This window comes from Anaerobiospirillum sp. NML120448 (assembly GCF_023050945.1).
GTDB lineage: Bacteria > Pseudomonadota > Gammaproteobacteria > Enterobacterales > Succinivibrionaceae > Anaerobiospirillum.
In genome coordinates this window covers 1-22,232 of record NZ_JALKIM010000037.1, presented here as the reverse complement: position 1 = coordinate 22,232, position 22,232 = coordinate 1, and the positions used below count along the sequence as shown (strand labels likewise).

The 22,232-nt window shown below is 40.3% G+C and carries 12 protein-coding genes and 2 tRNA genes; 3 read left to right on the top strand and 11 right to left on the bottom strand.

What is annotated here, in order from left to right; genetic code table 11:
- Positions 1-128 precede the first annotated feature (128 nt).
- The 4 genes from pgi to MXE38_RS07460 all read right to left on the bottom strand — a co-directional run bounded on the left by pgi (position 129) and on the right by MXE38_RS07460 (position 10,277).
- Positions 129-1,781: a glucose-6-phosphate isomerase gene (pgi, locus tag MXE38_RS07475; protein WP_246913611.1), complete on the bottom strand. Its 1,653-nt coding sequence runs from the start codon at positions 1,779-1,781 to the stop codon at positions 129-131.
- Between the two features lie 167 nt (positions 1,782-1,948).
- Positions 1,949-3,958, bottom strand: coding sequence for a UvrD-helicase domain-containing protein (locus tag MXE38_RS07470; RefSeq protein WP_246913610.1), 2,010 nt, complete (start codon positions 3,956-3,958; stop codon positions 1,949-1,951).
- A gap of 477 nt (positions 3,959-4,435) precedes the next feature.
- Positions 4,436-9,109 (bottom strand): hypothetical protein, encoded by a 4,674-nt coding sequence (locus MXE38_RS07465; protein ID WP_246913609.1) that lies wholly within the window; start codon positions 9,107-9,109, stop codon positions 4,436-4,438.
- 136 nt (positions 9,110-9,245) lie between these two features.
- Positions 9,246-10,277, bottom strand: a complete 1,032-nt coding sequence (locus tag MXE38_RS07460; protein ID WP_246913608.1) for a tRNA threonylcarbamoyladenosine dehydratase — start codon at positions 10,275-10,277, stop codon at positions 9,246-9,248.
- A gap of 312 nt (positions 10,278-10,589) precedes the next feature.
- Between MXE38_RS07460 and MXE38_RS07455 the strand changes: the two genes are divergently transcribed.
- Positions 10,590-10,666: transfer RNA gene (locus MXE38_RS07455), tRNA-Arg, on the top strand.
- 21 nt (positions 10,667-10,687) lie between these two features.
- Positions 10,688-10,772, top strand: a tRNA-Leu gene (locus MXE38_RS07450).
- Positions 10,773-10,915: 143 nt separating this feature from the next.
- On the opposite strand, the gene MXE38_RS07445 is transcribed toward MXE38_RS07450, so the two are convergent.
- From MXE38_RS07445 to MXE38_RS07430, 4 genes are all read right to left on the bottom strand, one after another.
- Positions 10,916-11,425, bottom strand: a complete 510-nt coding sequence (locus MXE38_RS07445) for a flavodoxin (RefSeq protein ID WP_246913607.1) — start codon at positions 11,423-11,425, stop codon at positions 10,916-10,918.
- A gap of 550 nt (positions 11,426-11,975) precedes the next feature.
- A complete protein-coding gene (locus MXE38_RS07440; protein WP_246913606.1) occupies positions 11,976-13,139 on the bottom strand; it encodes a hypothetical protein in 1,164 nt (387 codons plus the stop codon).
- A 358-nt stretch (positions 13,140-13,497) separates the two neighbouring features.
- Positions 13,498-16,785, bottom strand: a complete 3,288-nt coding sequence (locus MXE38_RS07435) for an efflux RND transporter permease subunit (protein ID WP_246913605.1) — start codon at positions 16,783-16,785, stop codon at positions 13,498-13,500.
- Positions 16,786-16,857: 72 nt separating this feature from the next.
- Complete coding sequence (locus MXE38_RS07430; RefSeq protein WP_246913603.1) at positions 16,858-18,036, bottom strand: efflux RND transporter periplasmic adaptor subunit; 1,179 nt, start codon at positions 18,034-18,036, stop codon at positions 16,858-16,860.
- 645 nt (positions 18,037-18,681) lie between these two features.
- On the opposite strand from MXE38_RS07430, the gene MXE38_RS07425 reads away from it, so the two are divergent.
- The gene (locus MXE38_RS07425; protein WP_246913601.1) at positions 18,682-19,320 is read left to right on the top strand and encodes a TetR family transcriptional regulator; all 639 of its coding nucleotides are present in this window, start codon (positions 18,682-18,684) and stop codon (positions 19,318-19,320) included.
- A 41-nt stretch (positions 19,321-19,361) separates the two neighbouring features.
- Here the strand turns inward: MXE38_RS07425 and yciA are convergent, their stop codons facing one another.
- The 3 genes from yciA to MXE38_RS07410 all read right to left on the bottom strand — a co-directional run.
- The gene (yciA, locus tag MXE38_RS07420) at positions 19,362-19,907 is read right to left on the bottom strand and encodes an acyl-CoA thioester hydrolase YciA (protein WP_348647370.1); all 546 of its coding nucleotides are present in this window, start codon (positions 19,905-19,907) and stop codon (positions 19,362-19,364) included.
- Positions 19,908-20,345: 438 nt separating this feature from the next.
- Positions 20,346-21,005: a lactate utilization protein C gene (locus tag MXE38_RS07415; protein WP_246913599.1), complete on the bottom strand. Its 660-nt coding sequence runs from the start codon at positions 21,003-21,005 to the stop codon at positions 20,346-20,348.
- A partial coding sequence (locus tag MXE38_RS07410) for a LutB/LldF family L-lactate oxidation iron-sulfur protein (protein ID WP_246913597.1) occupies positions 20,998-22,232 on the bottom strand: 1,235 nt, incomplete at its 5' end. The genes MXE38_RS07410 and MXE38_RS07415, both read right to left, overlap by 8 nt.

Here is a 22,232-nt window from a genome sequence, read left to right as displayed (position 1 = left end):
AAGATAATCGTGAAATAAACACAATTGCACGACAAGGCACTAATTTGAAAGATAGGTGTTAACAGCAAAAAAGCCTGAAAGAGTTACCTCCTTCAGGCTTTTTTTAGCTTAAAAGCTTAGTAATAATCTTACTTAAGCTTCTTGTAGGCGTTAATTAAGCCATTAGTAGAGCTGTCGTGAGAGCTAATGGTCTCATCATTCTCTAACTCTGGGATAATCTTCATGGCTAATTGCTTACCAAGCTCTACGCCCCATTGATCAAAGGAGAAGATGTTCCAAATTGCGCCTTGGACAAAGATCTTGTGCTCATAAAGGGCAATTAACATACCTAAAGTACGTGGAGTAATTTCCTTTACTAATAAGGAGTTAGTAGGACGGTTACCCTCAAATACCTTGAATGGAACAATATCCTTAACTTGATCTAAGGTCTTACCTTTAGCTAAGAACTCTTGCTCAACTTGCTCCTTGGTCTTACCAAAAGCTAAAGCTTCTGTTTGAGCAAAGAAGTTGGAGAGTAACTTAACGTGGTGATCACCAATTGGATTGTGAGTGCGAGCTGGGGCAATAAAGTCACAAGGAATAACTTTGGTGCCTTGGTGAATTAATTGATAGAAAGCGTGCTGACCATTGGTGCCTGGCTCACCCCAAATGATAGGGCCAGTCTCATAGTCAACAGGGTTACCATCACGGTCAACACTCTTACCATTAGACTCCATATTGCCTTGCTGGAAGTAGGCAGGGAAACGGTACATGTATTGATCGTATGGCAAAATAGCCTCAGTTGCGTAGTGGTAGAAATTGTTATACCAAATACCAATTAAAGCTAATAATACTGGAAGGTTGTGCTCAAAATCAGCCTCTTGGAAGTGGCAATCCATTTCATAGCCGCCCTTTAAGAGCTGCTCGAAATTGTCATAGCCACAAGCTAAAGCGATGGATAAACCAATAGCTGACCAGGAGGAGTAACGACCACCAACCCAGTCCCAGAACTCGAACATGTTGTCAGTGTCGATACCAAATTCTGCTACACCCTTAGCATTGGTAGATAAAGCAACGAAGTGCTTAGCAACATGGGCAATATCACCAGCTTGCTTTAAGAACCAATCACGGGCAGTATGAGCATTGGTCATAGTCTCTAAGGTAGTAAAGGTCTTAGAGGCGATTAAGAATAAAGTGGTCTCAGGATTTACTTTCTTGAGGGTTTCAGCAATTTGAGTGCCGTCAATATTAGAAACAAAATGGCACTTTAAGTGGTTATGGTAAGGGGTTAAAGCCTCAGTGATCATGCATGGGCCTAAGTCAGAGCCGCCAATACCGATATTTACAATATCAGTAATGCTCTTGCCAGTATAGCCCTTCCACTGACCACTAATTACACGCTCACAAAAGCCCTTCATCTTCTCTAAAACGGCCTTTACGTCAGGCATAACATCTACGCCATCAGAAAATACGCTCTTACCAGAGAAGTTACGTAAGGCTGTATGTAATACGCTACGATCTTCGGTACGGTTGATCTTGTCGCCATTGAACATAGCAGCAATATCTTCTTTTACACCGCACTCGTTAGCAAGATCGATAAGTAAAGAAAGAGTCTTCTTGTCAATCAGGTTCTTGGAATAGTCAGCTACTATATCGCCGTTACCTACGCTTAAAGAAAACTCCTCAAAACGCTTTGGATCGGCATCAAATAGTGATTTTAAGGTGCGGCACTTGGTCTCGTTAAAATGCTCGCTGAGGGCTTTCCAAGCTTGAGTCTTGGTTGGATTGACGTTCTTTAGCATGACATCTCCTTGTTGTTGTCTATTATGCTAGGCTCATCATATAGCCTATTGATAATAATAGCGCTTTTTTATCAATTGGCCAAAGAAAAACTCAATAAATATAGTTGAGTAGGTTAATAAGGACTAAACACATCAAGATTACTAGGACTAAACCATAGTAAGAAAGCTTATTTAGCGCCATTTAACAGCTCATCTAGAGCCATATTAATGCCAGTAAAATTAGCCTGAGGCTCAACCTTATCGCTCTGATTAATAAATACTAAATCCTCTTGAGGCATTTCATTAATAAAGCGGCTTGGCTCTTGAATGGTAACACCACCGCCTTGCTTGCGCTGTTGAGCTAATACCATGGTTAATCTTGTTTGCGCTCTAGTTACGCCTACATAGGCTAAACGACGCTCTTCTTCAATATTGTTTTCCTCAATAGAGGTGCGGTGAGGTAAAATGCCCTCCTCCATTCCTAAAAGGAAAACATTAGGGAACTCTAGACCTTTAGCCGCATGTAAAGTCATCATTTGCACGGCGTTATCATCCTCGTCTGGGCGCTTATCCATCATTTCTCTTAGACCTAAGCGCTCAATGGCTTCGCCAAAGCTCATAGGAGCATCTCTTTGGCCACTGACTAACTCTTCAATCCAAGACATTAAGGTTTGAACATTTTTCAAACGCCATTCAAAAGCATTTTCAGAGCTATCTTGCTTTAAATATTGCTCATAATTAATGATCTCTAATAGTTTTTGGCAAACTTCAAGATCCTGATTATTAATAAGCTTTTGACGCAGACCAACCAGTAAGCCTAAGAAGCCTAATAAAGCATCATATTGGCTTTTATTCAGTAGAGTCTTAACCTCAGTAGAGCAAGCACAATCATAAAGGCAACGATTATATTTGTGAGATAAATCGGTTAGTACCTTGATACTTTGAGCTCCAATACCACGATGAGGGATATTAATTACACGTAATAAGGCAGCATCATCTTTAGGATTATTTAAAAGGCGACACCAGCAGAGAATATCTTTGACCTCCATACGGGAGAAAAAGCTAGTATCTCCAGTAACTTTGCACGGAATGTGGGCACTTAATAGCGCTTTTTCCATATCACGAGCTTGGGAGTTAGAACGATATAAAACAGCATAATGAGACCAGGAGTTTTTATCATCAAAATGCTGGCCCAAAATTTCAGAAGCTATGTACTCACAGGCATGATCGCTATCGCTACAGGTTACTACCTTAATTTTTTCGCCATCTCTTAGGCCTGAGTATAAGGTCTTTTCAAATATGTGGGGGTTATTAGCAATAATGCTATTGGCACAACGTAAGATACGTGAGGTAGAGCGGTAGTTTTGCTCTAACTTAATAACCTTAAGCTCAGGAAAATCCAAGGTTAGCTGTTTAATATTTTCAGGACGAGCACCACGCCAAGAATAGATAGATTGGTCATCATCGCCTACTACCGTAAATCTTTGATTAGATGCAACTAAGCACATTAACAATACATATTGGGTTTGATTGGTATCTTGATACTCATCAACTAAGATGTATTTAAAGCGCTTTTGATAATATTCACGTATCTCTTTTTTTAAGAGCAGCAATCTAGTTGGAATAAAAATCAAATCATCAAAATCTACGGCATTGCAGGCACGCAAATAGTCATTGTATTTTTGATAAATACCCTGAACTATACTGTCGCAAGTAGGATCATTAGCTAAGGCCTTAGGAGTTTTAAGCTCTCCTTTATACATAGAGATCTTATGGCAAATACCATCAATGTATTCATTACTAGCTGAGTTTTTGAGCATTGGATACTCATTAGTAATGATTTGTTTAATGATTTTGAAAGTATCAGCATCATCAAAAATAGAGAAATTTCGTCCTAAGCGTAAGAGGGACGATTGCTCTTTAAGTATGATGCGACCTAAAGCATGAAAAGTGCTAATAGTTAATTGAGAGGCAGCATTTTCAGAAACTTGCTTAGCTAAGCGCTCCCTCATTTCTTTGGCGGCTTTATTGGTAAAGGTAACAGCTAAGATTTCTGAGGGATGAGCCAGATTATTTTTCAGTAGATAGCTAATTTTGGTAATAATTACTCTGGTTTTACCAGAGCCAGCTCCAGCCAATACCAGACAAGGGCCATTAATATATTCAACAGCTTCTTTTTGTGCTGCATTAAGTTCCATGTTGTTAAAGCCCTACCAATAAGAAAAGTAAAGATTACTAGTGTTAGCAGCAAAGGTATCTCATGCCCTTGCATAAAAAGTCGTAAGCAAAAATTAAGGCATGGCGACGATGGAGTAGCAAACGCACATGCTCTTATTATTTGTTCTTATTATTTGAAATATAATACCAAAAATTATGTAAAAAGGCTAAAGAAAGCCAAAGAAAAAAGAGCCCCATGGGCGCAAAGCCACAGCCCCCAAAGGCGCACCGCTACAGCTCAGATAGCTTAGATGGTGCAAAGCCACAGCCCCTATAGACGCAAAGCTACAGCTAAGAGGAGAGCAATGATAAAGAACCCAAGGTTTCACCAATAAAGACCCAAAAGACGCATTGCTAAAGGCAATGCGGGGAACTTTGATGGTGCCTTGGGGTACCTTGAGAGGCAAGGTTATGGCAAGATAAAAAAGGCATTGCTTAGCAATGCCTTCAAAGAAATCTTATTTGCCTGTTGAGAACATATGCAGACGACAAGCATTGTCTATAGTCCTAAAGATAATCTCATTAGGAGAGCCTTGAGCCATTTCTATAGATTGGAAAGCATTGCCTGAGAAAATGTTCTTTTGTTCTTGAGTACACCACACTACAAATGGAGTATTAAACTCCATGGCTAACTGTGCAAAGCGAGGGGCTAAACTGGTACATAAGGTTTGATCATAACCAAAGGTATCAATCATAAATGGCGCTACACCCTCTGAGCTCATTTGTTGAGCTTGTAGGCCTGCTCTAATAGCCTCATCAATCTTGGTTAAATTCATTTCCCAAGGCATTGGTAAGAATTTAGCCTTATAGCCTGTTAACTGTACTAATGGAGTATTGGCTATAGGCACTAATCCTTGTTGGTTACTTAATAAGGAGCACAACATTTGTAGTTGCATATTGCTGCCTACATAAACTAATGGGCTAAATTTATTTTCTATCAAGCTAGCTAATACTAAGCGTGATAAAGAAATTGAAGAGCTGCTAAGAGCATATAAGGTATTAGAGAGCTCTAATTTAGCAAGGTTTTCTAAAGATAAAACTAAACCATTAGTATTGCTCAATGAGCTTGGAGCAATATTAAGCGCAGCATGGCTTTGCATAGACTCTTGAGCACTTGCTTGTAGCACCATAAGCTTGCTTAGCAGTGCTGTTTTGTTAAAGACTAAAGCTTGGTGAATGCTTGGGCACGAACAAGTTAGATCTTCAACATTAAGTGGCAACTGTAAAGTTTGGAAAGCTGATACTAAGGCCTCTTGTGCTCTTTGCCACATCTGATTATTGTTTGGTAAACATAAATAGCAAGGAGCCAGCATAATGTCCTTGATATTTTTAGTACTACAGAGGTTTTGTAGGCAAGTTAAGACACTCATAACATTGTAAGGAATGCCTAAGGCTAAAGCCTTGCAACCTAAACTCTCTAGCGCTAAAGCATCAAGCTCATTGGCACAAATAAATAAAGGCTTATTAATTGGTGAGCCATTTAATAAATTTAAATTAAAGCATTGTCCCTGACCAACATAACGACGCTCAGGCTCGCCTGTAGTATTTTGTAAGATAGTGTCACTGTTATAAGCAACAAAGCTATCTTCATTTAAAGGAACAATTAAGGCCTGCCAATTAAAAGCTTGCGGCATATAGTTAGCATTGATATTTGGCTCATCTACTCTATAGAAAGCATCAAAGCCTAAATTAAAGCGCTCAATAGTAGCCCCATCCAATCCTGAATGTTGTAAATATTGGCATTGGCCAACTTGGCTCTTAGCTTTCATTAGATAGGCGCTAAGCATAGTGCTTTGTCCCATAGCCAAGTCTTGGCTACCCTGAGCTTGATTAATAGGAGCCATGAAAGCCTGGCTCTGTCCATAAGATACTGCAGGTGCAGCGGCAGCAGCGGCAGCAGCTGCTGCCTGTGCAGGGGCGGGCGCTGCTACAGCATCCATAGCTGGTGCAGCTGGAGCAGCTGGTTCGGCTTGAGCTGCTGGAGCTGGTATGCCTAAGTTACCTTGAGTAGGTTGAGATCGCTCCATGGATTGAGATTGAGGGGCTATCTTGGCCTCATTATCCTTTTTGGAGCCCTTGCCAAAACGCTCATCAGCACTGGCCATAAGACTAGAAAAAGCATCAATAGTAGTATTGTCATTTTGCTCTTTGCTGATCTTAAACTCAGGATTCTTCTCTACAGGGGCACTCAAAGGATTAAAGTCAATATTGTCTTCACTATGAGGTGGCTGTAAGGAGTCGGCCAAAGATCTTAAGGCCTGACCTAAATCCTTAAGGCCAGAGAGGCTTTCAAAAGTGTGTAGACTCTTATCGTCCTTAAGCTCAGGTAACTCCATATCCAGGTTCTTATGATCAACCTTAGTAGCTATTTCTGAATTAGTCTCTAAAGGATTAATATCCACAATAGCTGGTTTATCATTAGAGGTAGTATAAAAATCTGGTTTGATTTTTAATGGGCCAGCTTCATCTTTAATATTGTCCTGGCTGCTTTCAAAAAGATCAGGCGCATCAAACAGCTTACATCTTGGCATGCTGTTATTATCTTGCAGCTCGTCATCAAGCGAAGGCAATAGGCTATCTAACTCATAAGATGCTTTTTTAATTTCATCTTTTAAGTTTTTATTATGCTCTAAAGGAGTAGCAACCTGACTTACGCTACTGGAGCTAAAGTTAGAAACGCTCTTATCAATATCAAAGTTAAATGAAGAGAGATCAACATTAGTAGCCTTGCTCTCTGAGCTTAACTCATTGTTGCTATGATGAGACTCTACACTGCTAGAGGCTGGCATAAGAATGCTATCGATATTAACAGTAGGGCCAATATTAGTAGTAGTTGTTGGTTTAATAGCATTAGAGCTTTCTACGTCCTGTCCTTGAGTACTTTGGCCGTCGGAAAACTTAGTGATCTGGGTATGAGCATTAGCAGTAACACTGCTAGGCTCTCTTAACTTGCTATTATTGACCCCAAAAGAAAAGTCGATATTAGAATTACTATCTACCTTGTGATTGCCTTGTGAGTTGCGGCCATAGTTATCTGTTGATACCAAACGATTATGGCTATCACTCATAATGGTATTGTAGTTTTTAGATCCTCTACCAGCAAAAGCGCTTTGTGGCACTTGTCGGCTAGCATCAGGTTTCTTTTCCACTACATTGTTGCTACCTTGTGAAATAACAGTAGAAATATCTGTATTAGGGGTAGAGTGGTGTAGCACAGGGGCAGCATTAGTCTGAGCACTAGCGTTAGGTATGGTAACAGCGCTTGCTTGAGCCTGAGCTTGCTTGTTTTTAGCAGCATTATAAGAGGCTACTAAACCTGATATTTTGGTGTTTACCTGATGGTTACGGTTAAATTGAGCAATGTTATGTTCATGGCGGCTGCCTTTAAACATATCAGATGCTAGGATAGTGCCGTCATTAGAATGAGCACGTGCCTCTTGATTGGCTATCATGGCCTGAGAGGTCTTTTGGATAATTCTATCTAAGCCAGATCTTACCTCTGCTTGGCTCTTGTTTTGTAAGTCATAAACATAGCCATTAATTAAGGTTGAAGGGGCATCAGGATTGAGCAGACGTAATGGTTGCTCACCATCGCCAGCGGTAGGCTCTAAATTATTAGTATTGGCAGCTACTGGGGCCATTGCTGGCATTTGTGTATTAGCCATTTGAGCATTAGGCTGGGAAGCCATAGCATCCTGTTGAGTGGTGGTAATAGTATGCTGAGGCTGATGGTGCTTGTAAGCCTCTAAATTATTTCTATCACCCCAAATTTCCTTAGTACGACGCTCAACATCTTCTTTATCAACAATAAAGCTTTCTTCAAGCGCAGGATTTGGCTCTGTTATGGTTCTAGAATGAATACCTGGAGATACGTAGCCCAGCTCATTAGTTTCATTGTGATGGTTCATGCGCTTATGGCCTTGCTCTTGATAAAAGCTAGGCTTAGCAGTTTGAGCTGCTAAAAAGGCAGGATCAGAAAAAGGATCATTGCCTGTATTAGCCATGGCAGCTCTTGCAGATGCGTATTGTGAAGCTGGTGCTTGTCCCTGGACATGGCCTTGGGCATGGGCAGGGCCCTGGGCAGGGGCGTAAGCATGAGCAGGCGCAGGAGCATAGCTTGTGGCCTGGTTTTGGCCCTGAGGGGCCGCATAGGCATAAGGGGCCTGAGTCATGGCTTGGGCGTGGGCGGGCGCTGGAGGAGCCATTCTATTTGGGAAAGATGGGGCCTCTTGATTTGCTGCTCTTTGGGTAACAAAAGGAGGTAGCATGTTGGACTGAGCCTGAGCTTGGGCTTGGGCCAGGGCCTGGGCTTGATCAGCTACGGGATCGTAGGCTGAAATAGGGGTGTTACCTGAGTTAAAAGGAGCTTGAGTCTCAAAATCATTAACATTTTGCGACGAAAAGTTGCCCATGAAATTGTTAACAGGTTGCTCTGGGGCATAAGGCTTAGCTTGCAAGTTACCTTGATTGCCATCATTGCTATCAATGGCGCTAAAAGGAGGTAGTTCTTGCATGAAGCCATTTGGCTCATCAGAGCGTAACATTGGACGGTTAGATTGGTAGGATGCAGAGTTCTCTAGGTGCGCAGGGCGTTCTGAGCGTTCTGGGCGTTCGTAGCGAGCTTGAGCAGTGCGAAGCTCAGGGGATTGGCGGCGATCTGCGCCTGGGCGGAGCTCAGGGAGTGCTTGGCTGTCTTGAGGCTCGGACAATAAGCCGTCCATCTCCAGATCGATATCTACAATCTGAGAGTTGTCGTCATCGAGAGTACGATCTTTGGAGTGCAAATTACGGTTGAAAGACTCAACCTCGTCGTCACTAAAAGATAAAGCACCATCAATTTCGATTTCGTCTTCGTTATTTAAATTAAAAGAGCCTCTATTATGAGGAAGATCGCCTAAAGACTCTCTTTTGTGGCCCATATGACCATGATCCTCTAGTGGAGGTAGTGAGTCCCATTCATTTAAAGAAGGGCCTTTAGCACCTCTTTTATTATGAGATGGTTGAATAGTAGAAAACTCACCTGCACTAATGGAGTTAATGTCATCCATAGCCTCAGAAGAAAGTTCGGTGACCGAGGCAGCATTGTGTGGCTGAGATATTGTATTTGGTCGGTTATTGCTAGGCTTATTCATAGATCTACTGCGAAAACTAACTTAACTTAAGAGCAAGCGCTATTCGCAGCCCTCATAATAGTTGACAAAGAGCTTGGTCTTATGAATAAAGCCAAGCTCTTAATAAAAATAAAATAATAAAACGATATAGGTGATATTAAATTTTGGCACCTACAATCCATCTTATTATAACGGATGAAAGCAATAAACCTGCTGTTGCTGTCACTGTATTAGAGGCACCAAAGGTTGGTAGTGCTATAGGATCGGTAAGACCCCAGGACTCGGGACTAACATCAGTATTCATTCTGTCTTTAGCACGCATAGGCTTTTCATCAGAAAAAGAGCACAAAATCTTAAACTTTTCATCATTAAGCTTTTCTTTGTGCTTATGTCTAGCAGAGCCTTTATTGATAGCATGTTCGTCTACCCCTTTAGGGTAGCCAAAATTGCGTCTTAGTTCTGTTCTAAGGCGTTTAATTAATTGGTCACCTTTAGCCTCAGTAATATCAGCAATTCTTACTCTGCTAGGATCGATACGGCCACCTGCGCCACCTGATGAAACCAAAGGAATTTGACTGCGATGGAGAAAATCAACAGTGCTAGCCTTAGCAAAGAGATCGTCAATAGCCTCAGCTACGAAAACATTAGGAGCAACAATGTCATTATAGGAGCCATTATTAGCTAAATAGTCGTCGCATTGTTTAAATTTCTTTGCTGCTAACTCATTAGGAGTAGCTATGTCATGTAAATTAGTTAAAGCACGCTGTTCTAGAGCTTGCGCATCAACATTTAAGGCTTTAGCAATAGTAGTAATGACGTTATTTTTATTAATCAGTACAGGTATAACTTGTAGCTTTAAGTAAGGATTAATATCTAAGAGGCGTTTTCCTAAAGTTTTAGATTTGCCCTGACCTATAGTTGAGCTTAAAGTATGTAATTGACGATTAGAGTTTGAAAGCTCAATGTTGTCAAAATCAATAAGAGTAATTGAGCCTAATCCAGTACGGGTTAATGATTCAGCAATCCATGAGCCGACACCACCATTACCAATTACGATAACGTGGGCATTTTGTAAGCGAAAAAATCCTTCATAGCCATATAAAGCGCATACGCCTTTAAAGCGCTCTAGTTGCTCTTGCTGAATGGTTGGGGAAAGTTTTAGAAATTGAGAAGAAAGATTGTTACTCACAATAAAAAATCATCCAATAGGAGCTAGCCAAACAATATACAGTGCCTAACCATTTTAGGTGGCAAGATGATAGTAAAATAAGTGTTAATTTTAAATAAGATTATGGCATTAAAAGCTAAAATTTGCCCAAATAGTAGCAATAATCGTTAAAATTTCTTAGCATTTGCTAAAAACTAATAGCATTAGAGTTAATGATACTGAAAGTATCCAACTTGCCAAAGAAAGTGAATAAAGGTATTATATGCGCAAAATAAGATAGATGCCTTGTGTATCATATCTTAGCCTTGATTGGCTCGATGCAGATCAGATTACGATCCCGTAGCTCAGTTGGATAGAGTATCAGTTTCCGAAGCTGAGGGTCATGAGTTCGATTCTCATCGGGATCGCCATCAAGTAAATTATGCTACAGTGCGAAAGTGGCGGAATTGGTAGACGCGCTAGCTTCAGGTGTTAGTATCGCAAGGTGTGTGGGTTCGAGTCCCATCTTTCGCACCACTCAAGCATAATAAAAAAATAATCAGCTTATGGCTGATTTTTTTAACCCTCTTGTATGTATCTATGAATTTACGCATTAAAAAGCCCTCGTCTTGCTTTTTTAAGGTAAGGCAAAAGAGGGCGGGGCTTAATAAATATGGTTTTTATAAGCCAAAAGCAGGGCGTAAGATCTTACACCACTCTTTAATACGCTCGTCAGTAAGCTCTGGCTGGTTATCTTCATCAATAGCCAAACCAACAAAGTTGTCATGGTTAAAGAGAGGTAATGGGCTGGTAAAGTCATAACCTGTAGTTGGCCAGAAACCTACAAACTTAGCATCACGGAATTGGAAAGTCTCATAGAGCATACCCATACCGTCTAAGAAAGTATCTGGATAAGCAACTTGGTCGCCTGTACCAAATAAAGCTACAGTCTTGCCAGCAAATTTCATATCTTCAAGCTGAGGCATGAAAGCATCCCAGTCTTCTTGGAGTTCACCAATACTCCAAGTAGAGGTACCAATGATTAGGTAATCATATTGATCCATCAATGCACCATCTTCTTTGATGTTGTGAAGATCTACATTTTCCTCACCAAGTTCTTTGGCAATACGCTTTGCAACATTACCTGTGGTACCAGTGTAGGTTCCGTAAAATAAACCTATTTTCTTCATATCAAGAGCTGCCTTTTAAAACAGAGCCATCAAAGCAAGTTACAGTGCAAGAAATACAAATAACTTAACTGTTAACACAATCTTATCGCTTGAGGACGGTTAAAAAATTAATAAGCTTGCTTACAAGCTTAGATATTACTTCTCGCATAAACATTGACTAAACAAACACGAGAAGAATTAGTAAACATCTATCGAGTGTACAGCACTCTATAGTTTACCTTAATTGAAGATGCTTTCATTAGCACCCCTGGTCTTTTAACTTTTAAGAAAAGACGCAGAAAAGTAATTGAGCTTGAATAGTACGTGCTCTAAAAAGCTAGCGACTATGTAGTGATCATGGGCCTTTCAAAAAGGAGGTAAATCACTTTCGCTCTGTAAAAGGCGCACTTTAAAGTGCGTTGTTACAAGTGCTAATTGTACGAAAAATCAAGGCTTAATAAGATAATTGCAAATGATTATCAACTAATATCATATCTATATAAAAACTAAGCAGCGCTCTAAAGCGCTGCTTAAAGTAAATAAGGGTCTAATTTAAGGCTTAAATTAGCTATTAGTTGGAGTTAACAATAGCAATTGCAGTGGTTAGTACATCAGTTAAGAATGGGCCTTGAGCAAATGGACCAGTAGTGATAATGTCACGTAATAACATCACATCTTCACCGCGAGAGCCGCCCTCAAAGGCTACAGGTAGTACTAAACCTAAAGATTGTACGTATAAAGCATCCTTAAATGAGGCCTGTGGCATCTTTTGGCGAGCACGATATAGAGCAAGAGCAATATCGTAGACCTCTTGTTGATTGATGCCGTAGTGACGGTTATCAAAACTCTCTAAAGCTTTACGACGTGGCATTGCCATAACCTTGATCATGTCACGGCCCAGTTGAACATTCTTAAGATCCATGTTCAATAAGAGCTTGTTTTCAACTAGCTTCTCAGCCCAGGCTGAGGACATAGCAAGCAATACTACATCAGAGTCGGTAGCAAAAATCTGATATTCCTTACGTAACTCAAGAGGGCCTGTAATAGTAGCGCCAGGAGCCATTTGTACGAAGTCATCAACAGGCTCGCCTACATGGAAGTAAGGCTCAATAGTGTCAGTAGGAAGCTTAAATTTGCTCATGCTTTCATTAAAGGTCATGCGGCTTAAGCCACCATTGCCATCTTTAAAGTCACTAGGGGATCTTAAGTCTTCCTCGTCGTATTGGCCTCTTAAGCTATTGATTAATAAGGCCACATCAGCAAACTTTGGAGTCTTAGTGTAGGTAGGTAGTACCACACCATAAAGCTCACATAAGATACCATCACGTAAGTTAATAAATGGATCCTTATTACGGGAGCTCCAAATAGAGGTAGCTACTAAGTGAGCATAATAACGGCTGCCATAAACACGAGCATCAGTAAGACGTAATAAGATATGGGAGCTTGGGCTAATTAGTAAGTAGCAATCAATTTCGCCACTCTCATCACAGTGGATTTGAAGGGCTCTTTTTGGTAAATATCCCTCCTGTACCCAACGCTCTGCTAAAACAGGACGTGCTGCTAAAATATCGAAACGACCATCTTCACTGACATAGAAAGCAAACTCTTCTCCACGGTCACGATCAACACCGATGGTAATGCCATCAGGCAACATTTCGCCTACAGGTAAAATGCTTGGTGAAGTGTCATCCATATCGATAACAAATAAACTCTCGTTAACGCTAAAGCCTGCCATTGAAAAACTCCTAAACTCTGGCAATCAAAGTTCCAAAGTTAAATAAAGATACTGTAATTGTTTTTAGCATACTCTAGGTTTTAACAGTAGCTATGACAAAATTTGTCATACAAAAAGTTATCGCAATCAGCACTCATAGATCACAAGAGTTTATAGACCTGAAAATAATATGATGCCGTGCTCGATCACTCTAGAGATATGTTGAGATTTTACCGTCAATTAGTTTAACAGATTAATAAATAGCTTTTAATAAAACTAAGATAGTTACAAAAAAAGCGCAGCTTAACAAGCTGCGCTTTAGGTGTTAAGGACTAAGTGCTTGTCCTTAATTATCAGGTAATCTTATTAAATAGTGCTTTTAGTGAGAGCCTGATGAAATATCACGCTTAGCCTCTAAAGCACGTTGTTGGCGCTCTTTAATTCTAGCCTCTTCTTCTTCAGCCATCTTCTTCTTTTGATCGGCTGGAATGTACTTAGTAAAGTAACGCATTACTAATACAAAGAACACAGGCACAAAGAAAATAGCCAAAATAGTAGCTGACAACATACCACCGATAACACAAATACCGATTTCGTTACGGCCAGCAGCACCAGCGCCTGATGAAATAGCTAAAGGAAGCACACCAAGCACGAAAGCAGCAGAGGTCATTAAGATAGGGCGTAAACGAATACGAGCAGCCTCAATAACAGCCTCAGTAAGTCTATTGCCCTTGTCATAAAGCTCTTTAGCGAACTCTACAATCAAAATAGCATTTTTAGCTGACAGACCTACCGTCGTTAGCAGACCTACTTGGAAGTACACGTCATTACTTAATACCGTTTGTACTGGAATATATTGAGTCATTAATGCAGCCAATACTGCGCCAATAATACCTAAAGGTACTACCAACATAACAGCAAAAGGAATTGACCAAGACTCATACAAGGCAGCTAAGGATAAGAATACGATCAGCAATGATACGGCATAAAGTAATGGGGCTTGAGCACCAGAGAGGCGCTCTTGGAAGGAAACGCCAGTCCATGAAATACCATAACCTGCAGGTAATACTTCTTTAGCAATACGCTCCATCTCAGCCATAGCCTCACCAGTTGATACACCAGGAGCTGGAGCACCTTGGATGTTCATAGCGCCTACGCCATTGAAACGCTCAAGACGTGGTGAGCCATAATCCCAAGAGGTGGTAATAAAGGCTGAGCAAGGAACCATTTGGCCTTGATTATTACGTACATACCACTTGTTTAAGTCAAGTTCATTCATACGAGCATCAGCTTCAGCTTGTAAGAACACTTTCTTAACACGGGATCTTTCCATAAAGTTATCAACATAGGCAGAACCCCAAGCAGTGGATAAAGTAGTATTAATGTCGCTTACAGAAAGACCTAATGCTAGAGCCTTTTCGTAATCGATAGAAAGTTTAAATTGTGGAGTATCATCTTGGCCGTTAGCACGAACCTGCATGAGCAATGGAGATTGCTGAGCGGCATAAATGTACTCTTGACGCATCTTGGTTAAAGCTTCGTGGCCAGCACCACCATTATCTTGTAAGTAGAGGTCGAAACCAGAGGCAATACCAAGTTCAGGAATAGCAGGTAAGTTAAACGCAAAAGCTAAGCCTTCACGAATGCCCATTAGAGGCATATATGAACGGTTAACAATGGCATCAGCGTGTTGATCATCACGTTGGCGTAAAGACCAATCACGTAACTTAATAAAGGCCATACCTGCATTTTGGCCAGAACCAGAAAATGAGAAGCCTGTAATAGCCATGATGGAATCAATGTTCTCATCTTCATTAGTTCTAAAGTAGTTAGTAAGCTTGTTTAAGGTGGACTTAGTCTTTTCAACAGTAGAACCTGCTGGCAAGTTCACCATAGCCATAAGCACGCCTTGGTCTTCGTTTGGTAAGAACGAAGATGGGATACGCACAAAGCAAAAACCTAAAGCCACACAAATTACAATATAAGCAAAGATTTGACGCTTAAGCTGATGTACTACTTTACTTACATGCTTTTGATAGGAATTGGTAAAAGCCTCAAATCCACGGTTAAACCAACCAAAGAAAGCCTCTAATGGTTTTAAGAGAGTCTTACTTGCACTCTTAGTCTTAGCTAAAATCTTGTTATCAGGAAGTGCTTCACGCTCTTCTTTAGATTGCAACATAGTGGCGCACAATGCTGGAGTCAAGATCAAAGCTACTAATACTGAGAGCACCATGGAAGATACGATGGTAATAGAGAACTGACGATAAATAACACCAGTAGAACCACCGAAGAAAGCCATAGGAATAAATACAGCTGAGAGCACTAAGGCAATACCAATTAATGCGCCTGTAATTTGATCCATAGACTTAATGGTAGCGTGACGAGGAGGTAAATTCTCCTCTTCCATAATACGCTCTACGTTTTCTACTACCACAATAGCGTCATCTACTAACAGACCAATAGCCAGCACAATACCGAACATGGTCAAGGTGTTAATAGAGAAGCCTAATACAGACATGATGGCAAAGGTACCTAAGAGCACTACAGGTACGGTAATAGAAGGAATTAAAGTAGCACGGAAGTTTTGTAAGAATAAGTACATAATCAAAACCACTAAGATAACGGCTTCGAATAATGTCTGGAAAACTTCCTCAATAGAAACTTTAATAAAGTCGGTAGTATCGTATGGATACTCAAGATTAATCCAATCTGGGAAGTACTGTGAAAGCTCAACCATTAAGGCTTTAACACGAGTAGCTGTATCCAAAGCGTTGGCACCAGCAGCTAGACGGATAGCGATACCTGTAGATAACTGATCGTTATAAGTAGCACTTACCTGATAGCTCTCTGAACCTAACTCGATTCTGGCTACATCCTTGAGTCGCACCATGGTGCCATCGGTGTTAACACGCAAGAGGATATTTTCAAACTCTTTTACGCTTTCTAAGCGCTTTTGACCAGTAATGGTATAAGAGTATTGTTGACCCTCAACAGCTGGGGTACCACCTAAAGAACCATAAGTAACCTGAGCATTTTGCTGCAAGATAGCATTTTTTACCTCAGCAACAGTTACAGCTAAGTTATTGAGCTTTTCAGGATCAAGCCAAATACGCATAGCGAACTCAGAGCCGAACACTTGCAAGTCACCTACGCCCTCAACACGAGCTAATGGCTCACGAATATTGGCATAAATATAGTCAGCAAGGTCAGTTGAGTTGTGTTCAGCATCGGTGGTGCTTAAGCCTACAACCAATAAGAAGGCATCAGTAGACTTAGATACGTTAACACCATTTTGTTGAACTACAGTAGGTAACTGAGATTGAGTTTGCTGTAATTTGTTTTGTACTTGAACTTGAGCAATATCAGCATCGGTACCAGGTTCAAAAGTAATGGTAATAGATGAATTACCATAGGAATCTGAGGAGGCTGACATATACATGTAACCATCCAGACCCGTCATATTTTGCTCAATTACCTGCGTAACAGCACGCTCTACAGTACTAGCGTCCGCACCTGGGTAGCTAGCACGAATAGATACTGCTGGAGGAGCAATGGTTGGATATTGTGATACTGGCAGGGTGAATACGGACACTACACCTGCAAGCATAATCACAATAGCAATAACCCAAGCAAAGATTGGGCGATTGATAAAGAAACGTGACATAAGGTTTTTATCTCCCAAGTACAAGTTGTTGCAATTAACACTTGTACTTGAATGTTATTGTCCAATAATCGCTTATTTAGCTTGGGCAGCAGCTGCATTAGCCTCGCTCTTTTGAGCATCAGGCTTAACCTCAACTACAGGCACGCCAGAGCGGATTTTCTGTAAATTGGAGCTAATTACTTTGTCGCCAGCTTTTAGACCAGAGGTAATAACAAAGTAGTTTTCATACTCAGTGCCAATCTTAACGATTACTCTTTGTGCCAACCCCTTGTCATCAACTACATAAACATAGCTAAGACCGCCAGCTTCACGAATTACAGCATCTTGTTTAACTACTACAGCGTTAGGTAAAGTTCCCTCATGGAGATCGCCACGTAAGAACATACCTGGAAGTAAGTGTTGCTCTGGATTTGGCACAATGGCACGTAAGTTAACCATACCTGTAGTTTCATCTACAGTAACATCAGAGAACTCAAGTTGACCTTGGTGCTGATATTTAGAGCCATTAGAGAAGTAAATATCTACAGGAGCTTTGCCGTCAGTGGTCTTAAAGTGACCAGTAGCAATAGCTTGACGAAGAGCCATGTGATCTTCAACAGTCTGGCCTAAGTCAACATACATAGGATCCAATTGTTGAATAGTGGTTAAAGGATTAGTCTGTTGGGCATTTACCAAAGCGCCCTCGGTAAAGTTAGACTTAGAAATACGTCCTGAAATAGGAGCATAAACTTTAGTATAAGCAAGGTTAATATTAGCTGTTTCTAAAGCAGCCTCAGCAGCCTTAACCGCAGCATCTGCTTGTAGGTAGGCAGCCTGTGCATCATCATAATCTTGCTTACTTACAGCCTTTTGCTCTAATAATTGACGATAACGATCGGCCTTAAGCTTTACAGTATATAAACTTGCTTGAGCGCTCTTTAAATTAGCCTTAGCGCTATTTACTTGAGCCTCGTATAAAGCAGGATCGATTTGATAGAGTTGATCGCCTTGGTTAACAGTAGAACCTTCTACGAATAAGCGTTTTTGAATGATGCCTGAAACTTGTGGACGAACCTCAGCACGACGAGTAGCACTAACTCGACCTGTAAGGTTGGAAACAATAGGTACCTCCATAGTGTGTACTGTGTACACATCAACTGGCATACTTTGAGGTCCAGCTTGTTTTTGTTCTTCACCACATCCAGTTAGCAATAAGGCTACTGCCAATGCACTAGGCAGAAGATGCTTTTTGTTTACCTTAGACAGGAACATACCTGATAATCCTTTAAAAAAAGTTGAGAAGCACTACCACACTACTTTCACACTATATTAAAGGCTTCCCATAATTATGGATCATAGTGAGATAGCTTTATGATTAACGTTTAGACGCTGAGCAAAAGCACTTAATTTTTGCTCTAAGGGCTAAACTAAATTGCACACTCCAATCTAAAAGCTATTAGCCTTTAGATTAACCCCAAAGTTTGCCCTTAATTGCTCAAAGGCAAACCATTTTAGAAACCAACTTTAAAAACATACATCCATGCATGTATGTTTTTAGGCACGTACAAAGATCTTGAAAGTTAATTACAAAAAAGTACGCGCTTAATTCTTAGGTAAAAATTTGCAAGTTTAAATTGGAACTTACATTCAATTTCATCTTATTTGATTGTTTTTAGCATCATAAGACAACAAAAGCATCAGCCCAATGGAGGAAATTAATAGCTCCACAAGCATGATGCTTTTTCACAACTTAAACTTTGCATAGTATTGTAATGTATTACAAAATCATCAAAAGTTGTATATTTTTCGTGCAAAGAATTATATCATTTTTTCATACATACATGAATGTATGTTATAATTTTTTCGATATTTGTGCAATTTAGTTTCTGAGTGCATTATTAGATTGGGGATTGCTGTATGCCTAAGAAAACTTACTCTGAGTCGATGCAGACGAAAAATAATATTTTAATTGCTGCGCAAAAGGTTTTTGCTAATAAAGGCTTTAATAAAGCATCACTAACTGATATTGCCCGTGAGGCTAATGTTACTCGAGGAGCTATTTATTGGCATTATGAAAATAAGACAGCCTTATTAGCTTCTTTATTAGAAGAAGAGGCTCGTAAATTAAATTTAGTTTCTACCCTGTCCTCAGCCGCTCACGAAAACCAAACTGATCCTCTTGGCCAATTAAAGCAATGGGCTTTAGCTCACTTTAATGAGGATTCTAAATCGTTTTTTAACTCCTCTGTCATGGTGATCTTTGAGAGCATTATTCACTCTGATATTTCTATTGAAGCCAGAGAGCAGTTAGAAGAGTTGATTAATTTGCGATTTCTTTCTATTGAAGATGCTTTGCGTAATGCTGTATCTTTACAGCAATTACCATCAGATTGTGATGTGGAGTTAGCTTCTGTTTATATCCAAGCTACTATGTTCGGTTTGATTATGCAAATGCGTCAAGACAATATGAAGCATTCGGCCTCTTACTATAAGTGTATTATTGAGTGTATGTTCAATCACTTAGGTGAGATTAAACGTAAGAACAATCCATATTAAGAAAAAAGCCTGGTTAAGTCAGATTTAACCAGGCTTTTTTCTTAGCAATTGCTTTTAATAGTACCGTCTTCTTGTAGACCTACTGTACCTGCATCAATACCAGTTTTAGCAATGATATGTGCCTGTGGTGGTAAAGGTCGTGGACGACCGTTGTCATCTACTGCTACATAAGTAAAGCTAGCTTCTGTTACTAAATTACGTTGAGCAGCTTCGCTCTCATAAATTTTTTTAACCCACAGCTCTAATTTAATCTTTAATGAGGTTCTTCCTACTTTAGAGCAATGGCCATAACAGCAAACTACATCACCCACCTCAACAGGCTTTAAGAAATTCATGGCATCAACAGCCACAGTAACTACACGTCCATGAGCAATTTCACGGGCCAAAATTGCACCTGCAATATCCAACTGAGACATGATCCAACCACCAAAGATATCTCCAGCAGGATTAGTATCTTTTGGTAAGGTCATAGTGCGCAATAATAAATTGCCAATTGGAGGGTGTGGATGGACATCTTCAGCTTGGGCTTTGTGCTTAGGTTGGTTGTCGGCGCTGATGGCGCTTGCTGCTTGTTGAGTGTCTTGCATATTACTTCCTAGAACCAATGCTGAGAAATTAGCAACTTTAAATTTAAAGAAAAGCTCTTGGTGTTTTTAGCCTACTAACAAAAAAGGTAGAGTAGCCAGAAAAAAAATTAAGGTTCAGCCCTCACTTGGCCTCGCTTTCAAGTGGCTTCGCCCTAACATGGCCTAGCCTTCTTGTGGCTTTGCCTTCACATGGCTTTGCCTTATCTTGGCCTAGCCATTATGCGGCATCTCCTGTAAGGGGGGCTTGCCTTTATGTTGGGTTGTTTGGCCATTATAGGGCAAAAAAATCTATTTGAGAAAAAAGCGAGCCAAAAAAAAGCCCAGTTGCAAGGAACTGGGCTTGGTCTGATAGATATAGTAAATTTTCTGAGGAAAAAGCTTTGCTAAGAGTCTCAAGTATATAAGGCTCTTAGCTCAGCCACGCCTATATTAACTTTTTTAGTACAAGATTAAATGCACGCGAGTAGAGCCGTGTACACCAAAGACAGTTACTAATTCAACGTCTGAGGTGCGAGATGGGCCTGCAATAAATAAGATATTAGTTGGCAGACGCTCATATTCGCTTTTTACTTTATGTAAAGCATCAAAAAAGCTTTTTACAACACGCTCTTTTTTTAGCAAAATAATGCAATTTGGGGTTACCAAAGAGAGCGTACGTGGTTGGTTTTGCGTTGAGACCACGCAAGCTACACCATGAGAGGCAACACCAGCAAAGGCATTAATAATAGAGAGGTCAGTATTAAATAACTGATCTCTAATATCCTCAATGGCAGTATCAAAGCATAGAGCTGAGGTCTTATTGATCTTGTTAAGATCTAAACCTAAGTCTTTTGAATAAACTAAGGTTTTAGCATCAATCTCTTTAGTAATAGCATTGATGGTGTCGTAAAGCTCACTTTCCTTGATGTCATGAACCACAAACTTGTTATTAGTCATGTTGGTTTTCATGTTCTCAATTAGATCTTCTTGCATTTTGATATGCACTACAGGATCTTGAGTTTCAACACGACAAAAATCAGGCTTTTTATAGCCCTCACTAACACGCTTTAGGATCTCTTCACGGCTACGCTTGGAAATTTGCTCAATTACATCATTCATACTTTACACCCTCAATCTTTTGAACTTTCTTATAGAAGTTGCCTGATACATCTGGTAACTGCTTATAGGCATCCCAGTCCTTAGCTACAGGTATAGCTGGGGCAAAAGCTTTTACTACAGGGTTTACAATATGAGCCTGGGCAAAGGCTTGTTTCCAAATAGTGCCATTGGTTGCGGCTTTAGCAAAGAGCTTAAAGGCAATTTGCTCACTGGTGCTTGGCTTAACATTTTGTGAGCCAGTAATTTGTCCTTCACCTTGGCCAACCTTATAGGAGCGCAACTCTCTAATTAAGTCAGCTAGAGGGATCTTTTCTGGACAAACCTCAGAGCAGCGACCGCATTGTGAACAGAATGATAAAACATCACCTGTAACATCTAAGCCGAAGAGATTAGGGGAGATAACCTCACCAATAGGGCCAGGATAAGTGGTGCGATAAGAGTGACCACCAATCTTGTCATATACTGGGCAGAAGTTCATGCAAGCACCACAACGAATACAACGTAAGGCCTCGTAGAAGTCCTTATTTTGAAGCATGGAGCTACGGTTATGATCAAAGATCACAATATGCATTTGGCGTGGGCCATCTTTATCGCCTTCTTGGCGTGGACCAGTAATGATATTGTTGTAAGCTGGAATAAATTGGCCTGTGGCTGATGGAGTCAATAAATGTACTAAAGTAGCAGCATCTTCAAAAGTTTCTACAATTTTCTCGATACCACAAATAGCTACATGAATATCAGGAGCAGTGGTACACATACGACCATTGCCTTCATTTTCAATCAGCCAAATTGCTCCTTCTTTGGAGATAGCAAAGTTAACTCCAGAGATACCCATCTTAAGATGTTGGAATTCATCTCTTAAGTGGCCACGTGCAATAGAGTTAAGCTTTTCAATATCGGACTCTAATGGAGCATTTAATTTATCGTGGAAAATTTGTCCTACTTCGTAACGATTACGATGAATAGCAGGTACTACAATGTGTAAAGGTGGCTCGTCATTAAGCTGTAAGATAAGTTCACCTAAGTCACTCTCTTCAGCTTTAAGGCCCTTTTCTTTGAGGTAGTGGTTTAAACCAATTTCCTCAGAGGCCATGGACTTACCTTTAAGAACTTTGTCCACATTATTATCTTTCATAATTTGATAGATAATTTCGCAAGCATCTTTGTCGGTACTTGCAAAGTGAACCTGAATGCCATTTTTAGTAGCATTCTTTTCAAATTCTTCAA